Below are 10,021 nucleotides of genomic sequence, written 5' to 3' on the forward strand. Positions count from 1 at the left end.
CAAAAAAGTTTATATTTTTTTGTTCAAATTATTTGTCGAATCATGTCGAACTCTTTTTCTTGCATTTTAGCCCGCCATGGGCTATACTATAACAAAGCATTTCATTTCAGTAAGTCTATTTAATATCATCTCTGGTATCTTCGGCGCTCTGCCGCTTCAGAAATCTCATGCTTTTCCCATATAGCAGCAGGAAGGTTTCTGACCAAAATGTAGAGATTTACATTAAGAGGCCTTCCACCATCTTTATAAGGAGGTCTTCTATGAACAATGTATCTTTACCTGTAAACCGTATTTACAAGGATCGACTCTACAAGATGATTTTTAATGACAAATCAGAATTACTGAAACTTTACAATGCAATTAACGGAACTCATTATGATGATCCTGCAATGCTAACAATTACTACATTGGATAACGCAATCTACATGACAATGGAAAATGATCTTTCCTTTATTATTGATATGCGCCTGTTGATATGCGCCTGGCACTTTATGAACAACAGTCCACGGTAAATCCCAACCTACCTTTACGCTTTCTCATGTACATAACAGATATTTATTCAGCCTATACGAAAGACATGAACATATATGGTTCCAAGAAAGTGCAGATTCCGCTGCCTTCCTTCGTAATCTTTTATAATGGTGTGAAGTCGCAGCCAGACAGGACAGAATTTCTTCTTTCAGAGTTATTTCATCCAACAACCGACCAACCAGCGTTGGAATTGAAAGCGGTTATGCTTAACATCAATAAGGGGCATAACCAGGAATTAATGAATGCCTGTCATACCCTTCGTGATTACTCCGAATATGTTGCTCGCATTCGTACCTATTCTGCTGAAATGCCACTGACTGACGCAGTTGAGAAGGCAATTACCGAATGTATCCATGAAAACATCCTGCGGGATTTTTTACTAAAGAACCGAGCGGAGGCGAAAGCTATGAGTATTTATGAATATGATGAAGAGAAAACCTTGCGTATGTTTCGGGAAGAGGGTTATGAAGACGGAGAACGGAATGGAAAAATCCAGGCAACTATTGAAATGTGTTTGGAATTTAACCTCTCTTCAGATGCCATTGTTCAAAAACTAATGACGAAATTTCAGTTTTCTGAAAACCAGGCACAGGAATATCTAGACAACTATATAGCTCAAAATTCTTAAACTAATTTTTTCTATGAATAATTGTAATTTCATAATATCCTTGCGCAAAACTGGCGGAGGATAAATACTTCCTTCATCTGGAAACATCTCCCCCGCCGCCTTATTTCCTACAGAAATTCCTTCAGTTTCTCCACATTCTCCTCTTCAAATTCCTGCAGCCGTTCCATCAGCTTTTTGATGTCTTTCTCCACATCATTTTCGTACTGATGAAGCTTTTTCACGGCTTCGGTAATTCCCATGCTGCTGCCCTGGATCAGCATTTTGGCGATGTGGGAGGTGGAGTCGTCGGCCATGGTCTGGAGGTTAACCATAAGGTAGGTGCGGATTTTTTCAAAGGTGCCAAGACCTTTTTCGTCATATCCGCTCCGATTCAGAATATCCCTGGCTTCGTTATGAAACTTCCGATAGCCCTCAATTTGCTTTTCCAGACATGTCTGCAATTTTTCGTCTTCCGTAATCTCAAGCAGCTGCTCCAAGGTGTCTATACCCATCTGGGAATTCTGATACACATAGTTTAGAAATTCTACATCGGCATTCATAAGCGTGTCTCCTTTACTGTAAATCCATTTCTTTACATATGAAATAATAAAACTATCCTCTATGTCTATTGTAGAATTCCCATTTTTGCCGTTATTATTCCAATACGCGCCCATATTCTGTCCTTCTTTTCGCTAAGTATAATTTCCAAATCAACCCATAGCCTGCTTGCGCCATTTTGTTATTTTGATAAAGGTTCCCTCCAAGCCATGCTTTCATGGGCAAAGAAGCCACGAATATTTGAGAGGCTGGACAATATGAACAACAGAAGCAGACCATGCAAAGCCTCAACTTGCAGCTATTCACTTTTACTCATACTTCACAATTTCCTTCTTCAATCTCTTCATGATCCTTTTTTCCAACCTGGAAATATAAGACTGTGAAATTCCCAAAAGGTCCGCCACTTCTTTCTGTGTTTTTTCCCTTCCCTCCTGTCTTCCAAGCCCGAACCGCAGTTTGATAATCGTCTGTTCCCTTGGAGAAAGCTTGGAAATTGCTATTCCAAGAAGCTTGATCTCCACCTCGTTCTCCAGCCTCTGGGAGATCACATCATCATCCGTTCCCAAAATATCAGAAAGCAAAAGCTCGTTTCCGTCCCAGTCCACATTCAGTGGCTCATCTATGGAAACCTCCATTTTCGTCTTACTGTTACGTCTGAGATACATAAGAATTTCGTTTTCAATACATCTGGATGCATACGTAGCCAGCTTAATATTTTTTACCGGGTTAAAAGTATTGATTGCCTTAATCAACCCGATAGTGCCAATGGAGATCAGATCCTCCACACTCACACCTGTATTATCAAACTTTTTGGCTATATAGACCACCAGCCTGAGATTGTGCTCGATCAAGGTAGACTTAGCTTCTTTCTCCTCTGGTGTACCCAGTTTTTCAAGGATCCTCGCTTCTCTTTGTGTTTCCAGTGGCGGCGGCAGAATATCACTTCCACCAATATAATAAACCTCTCCCTGTCTGCCGAGCAGGAATCTGGGCATTACCTGAAATGGATAATACGCTGCACTTGCTGATCTGTTCATGAATAAGTCCCCCTCCTAATGCAAAATTCTGGAATTCAACAGTACCTGGTACTCTTTTCCCAAAGCAGAGGGTTCCACGGCCAGCGCCAGCACCGGATTTGCCACATGAATCACCTCCCTGGGAGTGTGAATACAAAGGTCATCTAACACCACTGCCAACAGCACGCCTTCCTCCCCGATTGTCTTATAGGGCAAAAAGTGCGGATGCAAGTCAGCCGGCTCTGTACCTTCCAGCTCCCCTGGGTTCTCCTTAAGGTGTTTCAGCCTGTCTGCATTTTCCTGCGGAAGCAATGCTTCCAGAACCTCCGGTTTTATAATAAATACCTCCTTCTGGCTGATGGGGTCTACAAGAAAATTTCCTGTATCCCAAAGCCCGAAAAACGGTTGTACATTTCCCCGATAGGACAGGGTGACTGGATAAATATTTTTCCATCTGGCACGGAAAGAATCGCTAAGATAGATCAGTGCACTAAGTCCCATGTAGGCTCCTGCGGCAACAATCAAAAAGCGTATGGGTGTTGCCTTTTTTACAGGTGCTGCTTCCATAAGGCCTCCCATGAAAAAAGCCATCAGGTAAACAGTCACCAGTGCTTTTACCAGAAGTCCGTTTTTCTTAAGATCCAGTCCAAGAACCAGCATGCCCCAGGCACATCCTCCATGGAGCAGTACCTTTGCAGGAAAAATCATATCCGGCAGTACATATAAAATGAGGCAGGAAAACAGAGCGCCAACGGCTGCCGCCAGCAAAATCCTTCCACGATTTCTTTTTCGCAGGAAAAGCTTTCCTACAATGCGAAGAAGAACGTAATCCATTAAAAGATTCGTCAGAAAGACGATGTCTATGTATACGTCATAATACATAAAAAGCCCCCTGTGGCCTGTCGTCCGTTACCTTTTGTGGTAACGTCAATCCTTCACTTTGGTAAGTGAACCCATTATACGGTCACAGAGGGCGCAGATTTTGTCAAAAAGGGGCGGGAAATCCTAAGAATTTCTCGCCCCAAATCGACAGCATGATCTGTCATTTTTCGTTATTTTGTTCTAAATTAATTCTGTCAATATTATTTTCAATTAAAGCAATTCATTTTTTCATGCTTCGTGCAAAATTAATTCTACTGCTTTAATTCGTCTTCTTCATTTTTCTCATGTAAAGCATCCAGAAGACTTCTCAGTTCTCCAATCGGAAACTGTCCCGGTGCAGATGCGGCGCCAACTGTTCCAAAGGTAATGCCAGAGCCGAAGTTCTCTCCGGAAATTCGGGTAATAGAACCAATACTTCCCATTGCCATGGATACCAAAGGCTTTTCGCACTCCTGTCTCATAACATTTGTTGCCTCCATAATTGCTGCCACGTCTTCGAAACCATGAGGCATTACCGCCATTTTCAAAATATCAGCGCCTGATTTTTCCATTTCGCGGAAGCGGTTTAAAAGAACCTCCTGACTGTCTGTTTTGTGGAAATCATGGGAAGAAGCGATCACTTTGACTCCTTCTTTTTGAAGCTCTGCCACCAGCTTTTTCTTCTCTTCCGAATTACTCATAACTTCCACATCAACCAGGTCTGCCTTTTTGCCTTTTGCAATATTTATATTGCAGGCAGCGTAATCCTCCAGAGAAATGGTAATATTTCCGCCTTCCTCACTTGTCCGGATTGTAAAAAGCAGTGGTGTTTCACCAAGAATTTCTGCCAACGCTTCAAGCACATTCTGGCAGGCTTCCGGATTCATCAGTTCTTCAAAGAAATCTGCACGCCATTCCACCAGATCTGCAGCTGCTTTTTTGGCATCCTCTGCTTCCTGGCAGATTTTTTCTCTGGTGGTTCCAGTAAGAGGAACGCAGATTTTCGGGATTCCTGCTCCAATGGTCAGGTTCTTTATCTGAATAGGTTTTGTCATTTCTTGACATCTCCTTTCTCATAGAATAATATATACTTAGTAACGCTTTAATGATTTCCAGTTTTAAACTAAATGAAAGTTCATATTCCAATATCTTAAGGCTGTTCATACTAGAGCGTGTTTGAAAAAGGCTTTCTGCAAGATGTGCGTCACAATTTGTGGGAGATTTCGCTCGGATGAGGGCGCCGTAGCGGGCTACGGCAACCGAATTCGGGTGAAATATACCGCAAAGTGGGGCGTGCAGATTGCGGGAATGATTTTTCAAACACGCTCTACCCCAGATCAGTCACTGCTATTGCCTTGGACTTTCAAAATAATAGAAACTTCAGGAGGTACCTTATGATCCCAATTACCGGTCACACACAGCTTACCGCACTTCTTGGAAGTCCGGTGGCACACAGTATTTCACCACTTATGCACAATGAAGCATTCCATCTTCTTGATCTTGATTACACTTATCTTTGCTTCAATGTAAACGAGGAAAATCTGGAAACTGCTGTCATGGGACTGAAAACTTGCGGAATCCGTGGCTTCAACCTTACCATGCCAAACAAAAACAAGATCGTGGAGCTTCTGGACGAGCTTTCCCCTGCTGCCCGACTGATCGGCGCTGTGAACACCGTAGTCAATGACAATGGACGCCTTACCGGCTATAACACTGACGGTGTAGGATACATGCAGGCTGTCAGAGATGCAGGATATGATGTGATCGGAAAAACCATCACCATCATGGGGGCCGGTGGTGCAGCTACTGCCATCTGTGCACAGGCTGCCCTTGACGGGGTAAAAAAAATCCATATTTTTGCCCGTGAGACCAGTCGTTTCTGGAACCGCACACAGAAGCTGGTGGAAAATATCAACGCCACTCTTCCCTGCCAGGCCATTCTTCACGAAAACAAGGATAAAGAAGAACTGGCACAGGCTATCTCCGAGAGTGCGCTTCTTCTCAATGCCACCTCAGTGGGGATGGCTCCTGATACAGAAGGGTCCATTATTGAAGATACCAGTCTTTATCATCCGGATCTGATCGTGTCAGATGTGATCTACAATCCCCGTGAGACACGATTCTTGCGCGAAGCAAGAGAGGCTGGTTGCCGCACCTTCAACGGTATGTATATGCTGCTTTACCAGGGGGCTGAAGCGTTCCGTCTGTGGACAGGAAAAGAAATGCCAGTGGAGGAAATTAAGGCGAAATACTTTTCCGAATAATGCATTCATCTGCTATAATTCACAAGATTATATATTTTTTCACCTAATCCAGCTATATTTTATAACAATGTTAATATTTTCAAGAAAGGCGCCGCATCTCACAGCAGCGCCTTTCTTTTATATGGAAATCACGTTCCTATTTATTCACTTAAAACTTTTTCGGAAAATCCGGCTTATTTCTGCTCTTCCTGAACCTCTACCTTACGGTTCTCTCTGCTCTTGATCTCAGCTTTGATAGAAGTAATGAACTCTCCAAGATCCTTCGCACCTTCATCTCCCAGGAAACGGCTTCTTACAGAAACTTTGCCCTCTTCCTCTTCTTTGGCACCAACAACCAGCATATAAGGAATCTTCTGAAGTCTTGCCTCACGGATCTTGTAACCGATTTTCTCAGCACGGGTATCAATTTCGACACGAATACCAGACTCTTTCAGCTCGTTTACAACCTTTTCTGCATAATCCATATATTTATCAGAAATCGGAAGCACCTTCACCTGTACAGGAGCAAGCCATGTTGGGAATGCACCTGCAAAATGCTCGATCAAAATACCGATAAAACGCTCGATGGATCCAAAAGCAACACGGTGGATCATGATCGGACGATGTTTCTCGCCGTCAGCACCAACATATTCACAATTAAAACGGAGCGGAAGCTGGAAATCAAGCTGGATAGTACCACACTGCCAGGTTCTTCCGATGGAGTCCTCAAGATGGAAGTCAATCTTCGGTCCATAGAACGCTCCGTCTCCCTCATTTACTACATAATTAAGCCCGAGGTCGTCAAGAGCTCCGCGAAGAGCATCTGTAGCCATCTCCCAGTCCTCATCACTTCCCATGGAATCTTCCGGACGTGTGGAAAGCTCTACGTGATATTTGAAACCAAACAGCTGATATACCTCGTCAATCAGTTTTGCAACCCCTTTGATCTCCTCACGGATCTGCTCCGGCATCATAAAGATATGGGCATCATCCTGTGTAAAGCAGCGTACACGCATAAGTCCGTGAAGCTGTCCGGATTTTTCATGACGATGTACCAGACCAAGCTCACCCATACGAAGCGGCAGATCACGGTAAGAACGTGGTTCTGACTGGTATACAAGAATACCTCCCGGACAGTTCATTGGCTTGATTGCAAAATCCTGATCGTCAATTACAGTTGTATACATATTTTCTTTGTAATGATCCCAGTGTCCGGATGTCTCCCAAAGATGACGTGCCAGCATGATCGGTGTGGAAATCTCAACATATCCTGCTTTCTGATGGATTTCTCTCCAGTAATCAAGAAGAGTATTCTTCAGAACCATTCCCTTAGGAAGGAAGAACGGGAATCCAGGACCTTCGTCGCTCATCATGAACAGACCAAGCTCTTTACCAAGCTTTCTGTGGTCACGTTTCTTCGCCTCTTCCATACGGGTAATATATTCTTCCAGATCTGCTTTCTTTGTGAAAGAAGTTCCGTAGATTCTGGTAAGCATTTTATTCTTCTCGCTTCCTCTCCAGTAAGCACCTGCAATGCTGGTAAGCTTGAATGCTTTTACCGGTTTGGTTGTCATAAGGTGAGGTCCTGCACAAAGGTCAACAAACTCACCCTGCTGATAAAAGCTGATCACAGCATCTTCTGGAAGATCTTCGATAAGCTCCACTTTATATGGCTCATTTTTCTCTTTGAAGAATGCGATCGCTTCTTCTCTGGATTTAGTAAAACGGGTAATCGGAAGTGCTTCCTTTACCACTTTCTTCATCTCAACTTCGATCTTTGCAAGATCCTCTGTAGTGATCGGGTTCTCGCTGTCAATATCATAATAAAATCCGTCTGCAATAGATGGTCCGATTGCAAGCTTTACATCCGGGTACAGTCTCTTGATTGCCTGTGCCATAATGTGGGATGTGGTGTGACGGAAAGCGCCTTTTCCACCCTCATCCTCAAATGTCAGGATGCTTAACTCGCAGTCCTTGTCAACTACATGTCTAAGGTCAACAACTTCTCCGTCAACCTCTCCTGCACATGCAACTCTTGCAAGGCCTTCGCTGATATCAGCCGCAATGTCGATAACGGATTTTGCTTCTGCGTATTCTTTTTTAGAACCGTCTTTTAATGTGATAATCATGATTCGTGTCTCCTTTTCTTTTTCTGAAACTGTATCCGGCAGGAAACTGTCTGATACGAAAAACGTATGGTAACGTTTGACTGAGCACTGAAAACAATGCATTTCCTGTACTCCCATGCAGGGACGAGACGAGCGGAAGTCACCAAGGTCACACACAAGCGTGGACTTTAACTCATTGCTCGTGAAAAACAAAAAGCCCCTTACAATGCTCTCACACTGTAAGGGACGAATATACTCGCGGTTCCACCCTGCTTGCCATAGCATACGTATCTGTAAACCAGGCCACTTATTTGATGGTAACGGAATCACCGGACCGGATTAGGGCCACTCGGAGGTAGTTTTCAACTGTTTCCTGATAAGGCATTTCCAGCCGCCTGCCTCTCTCTGAAACATTCCACAGTTTACTCTTCTCGTCAACGTGTTTTCTTATCACTGTGTCCCATTATAGCCTCGGGTTTTGGGTTTGTCAATAATCTGCGAAATAAAGATGATAAAAAATTAGATATTTCCCCGAAGTTTTTCTTTTACAAGTGCTGCTACTTCCCGCACCACATAATGCACCTGCATAATAGGATCTGATACCGCCGCAATTCCATAAGGATGTTTATATCCCAGCTTTTCCGCCAATTTTACTGCCCGGTACACGTGAAAATTATTTGACAATATTCCCGTATTTTTCTTACTGCACCCGGTAAGCTCATCGGAAAATTTCAGATTTTCTTTCGTGCTTGTAGACTTCTCTTCCAACACCAGCCGCTCCTGTGAAATACCATGCGCTGTCAGATAATTCTCCATACATTTTGCTTCCGTAATATCCTCCCCCAAGCCCTGTCCGCCGGAAAGGATCAGCGTGGTATCTTCATTCTCCCTGGCATATTTCAGTGCCGCCTTCAGACGAAGTTCCAGGGCCTTGGATGGTACATCTCCTTTTACATGAGCGCCTAACACAACTACATAATCCAGGTTCTTTTTCCCGGAAGACTTCATTCCGGAAATCACACAGCTGCAGATAAATCCAAAACAGACACTTCCGATCAGCACAGCCACCATGATCACAGTTCCCAGCCATCCAGGGAAAATTCCCGGATGATTTCTGCCATAGCGGATCAGTACTGCGCTGCCTTCCAGAACCGCTGTAAGCAGTACCCAGAACCAGGCAAAATCAGCTGTAATGCCAGCATATACCACGATCAGCACATAATAAGCCAGGCTTAAAATCCCGGCGCAAAAACAAAATAAACTCAAATTCTCTTCTCTCTTTCTAAATTCAAATCCACTCTGCGTGTTTCACTCATTACTCGCACAAAGCAAACTGATTCATACTTGTAGAACTCATAAATCAACTAATTTTCCTATAAATATACACGAAACGGATTGCCTGGCAGTTATCCACCATTGCAATCCGTCCCCACAGCCGGAATCCACCGGATCCCGGTCAGTATTCACATTCTCTTATTTATTTCTTCCGCAGCAGAATTTATATTTCTTTCCGCTTCCGCATGGACACGGATCGTTACGTCCGATCTTGTGTGCCTTAACAACAGTACCGGATTTCTTCTGCTCAAGATAAAGCTCTTTACGTTTCTCCGGGGTAAAGATCTTGTCCCACTGTGGAAGATTATAAAGCCAGTCAGCTTTAGCGTCTACCATATTCTTGTAAAGAAGCTCTTTGTCAAAGCAAAGACTTACGGTAGTATTCTCATCCATAGTCTCGATCGGATTCTGAACCTTAAGGCTGTCATTGATTCCATCAAGGAAACCAACCATGGTGAGCACTTCCTGATTATATTTCTCAGCCAGCTCTTTAACTGTACCAGTAACTACTTCGTCCGGATTCTCAAGAAGCTGTGCATAAATGTTCTTCTCAATGTTAAAATATTTTGCCCAGAACTGCTGAAGTTTATTACGATCTGCCTGCTGGTCATAGGCAATGGCACGCCACTGCTCTAAAATGGTCTTGTCGCTCATTTCTTATTCCTCTTTTCAACAAAATTTCGTAATTATGCCGTTTTACAGCTGAAAATTATTATACCATCTTTTGCTGAAAAACACAAATCTTATTTTTTCTCCAAAATT

Annotated in this window: 12 protein-coding genes and 1 other annotated feature; of the genes, 4 read left to right on the top strand and 8 right to left on the bottom strand. The window is 43.3% G+C overall.

What is annotated here, in order from left to right:
* The first annotated feature begins 260 nt into the window (after positions 1-260).
* Positions 261-512: a hypothetical protein gene (locus PGQ38_RS18460; RefSeq protein WP_270433031.1), complete on the top strand. Its 252-nt coding sequence runs from the start codon at positions 261-263 to the stop codon at positions 510-512.
* Between the two features lie 65 nt (positions 513-577).
* Positions 578-1,159: a hypothetical protein gene (locus PGQ38_RS18465; protein WP_270433034.1), complete on the top strand. Its 582-nt coding sequence runs from the start codon at positions 578-580 to the stop codon at positions 1,157-1,159.
* A gap of 107 nt (positions 1,160-1,266) precedes the next feature.
* On the opposite strand, the gene PGQ38_RS18470 is transcribed toward PGQ38_RS18465, so the two are convergent.
* From PGQ38_RS18470 to PGQ38_RS20260, 5 genes are all read right to left on the bottom strand, one after another.
* Positions 1,267-1,698, bottom strand: coding sequence for a hypothetical protein (locus PGQ38_RS18470; RefSeq protein WP_270433036.1), 432 nt, complete (start codon positions 1,696-1,698; stop codon positions 1,267-1,269).
* A 306-nt stretch (positions 1,699-2,004) separates the two neighbouring features.
* Positions 2,005-2,691 carry an RNA polymerase sporulation sigma factor SigE gene (gene sigE / locus PGQ38_RS18475; protein ID WP_465221166.1) on the bottom strand — a complete coding sequence of 229 codons (687 nt, stop codon included), beginning with the start codon at positions 2,689-2,691 and terminating at the stop codon, positions 2,005-2,007.
* 57 nt (positions 2,692-2,748) lie between these two features.
* On the bottom strand, positions 2,749-3,594 hold the full coding sequence (locus tag PGQ38_RS18480) for a sigma-E processing peptidase SpoIIGA (protein ID WP_118584313.1): 846 nt from the start codon (positions 3,592-3,594) through the stop codon (positions 2,749-2,751).
* Between the two features lie 251 nt (positions 3,595-3,845).
* Positions 3,846-4,583, bottom strand: coding sequence for a type I 3-dehydroquinate dehydratase (gene aroD / locus PGQ38_RS18485; RefSeq protein WP_308768490.1), 738 nt, complete (start codon positions 4,581-4,583; stop codon positions 3,846-3,848).
* Complete coding sequence (locus PGQ38_RS20260) at positions 4,468-4,851, bottom strand: DUF6783 domain-containing protein (RefSeq protein ID WP_308768491.1); 384 nt, start codon at positions 4,849-4,851, stop codon at positions 4,468-4,470. The genes aroD and PGQ38_RS20260 overlap by 116 nt, the downstream gene beginning before the upstream one ends.
* Between PGQ38_RS20260 and PGQ38_RS20265 the strand changes: the two genes are divergently transcribed.
* Positions 4,771-4,971, top strand: coding sequence for a DUF6783 domain-containing protein (locus PGQ38_RS20265; RefSeq protein ID WP_306467801.1), 201 nt, complete (start codon positions 4,771-4,773; stop codon positions 4,969-4,971). The two genes, PGQ38_RS20260 and PGQ38_RS20265, sit on opposite strands and share 81 nt — an antisense overlap.
* Positions 4,968-5,837, top strand: a complete 870-nt coding sequence (locus PGQ38_RS18490) for a shikimate dehydrogenase (RefSeq protein ID WP_118578501.1) — start codon at positions 4,968-4,970, stop codon at positions 5,835-5,837. The genes PGQ38_RS20265 and PGQ38_RS18490 overlap by 4 nt, the downstream gene beginning before the upstream one ends.
* A gap of 173 nt (positions 5,838-6,010) precedes the next feature.
* On the opposite strand, the gene thrS is transcribed toward PGQ38_RS18490, so the two are convergent.
* The 3 genes from thrS to PGQ38_RS18505 all read right to left on the bottom strand — a co-directional run bounded on the left by thrS (position 6,011) and on the right by PGQ38_RS18505 (position 9,913).
* Positions 6,011-7,945: a threonine--tRNA ligase gene (gene thrS, locus PGQ38_RS18495; RefSeq protein ID WP_204453790.1), complete on the bottom strand. Its 1,935-nt coding sequence runs from the start codon at positions 7,943-7,945 to the stop codon at positions 6,011-6,013.
* Between the two features lie 218 nt (positions 7,946-8,163).
* Positions 8,164-8,371: a binding site (T-box leader), on the bottom strand.
* A 72-nt stretch (positions 8,372-8,443) separates the two neighbouring features.
* On the bottom strand, positions 8,444-9,190 hold the full coding sequence (locus tag PGQ38_RS18500; RefSeq protein ID WP_187564989.1) for a YdcF family protein: 747 nt from the start codon (positions 9,188-9,190) through the stop codon (positions 8,444-8,446).
* Positions 9,191-9,397: 207 nt separating this feature from the next.
* The gene (locus PGQ38_RS18505) at positions 9,398-9,913 is read right to left on the bottom strand and encodes an SEC-C metal-binding domain-containing protein (protein WP_118578503.1); all 516 of its coding nucleotides are present in this window, start codon (positions 9,911-9,913) and stop codon (positions 9,398-9,400) included.
* Positions 9,914-10,021: the final 108 nt, after the last annotated feature.

The sequence above is a fragment of the Blautia faecis genome (assembly GCF_027662325.1).
GTDB lineage: Bacteria > Bacillota > Clostridia > Lachnospirales > Lachnospiraceae > Blautia_A > Blautia_A faecis.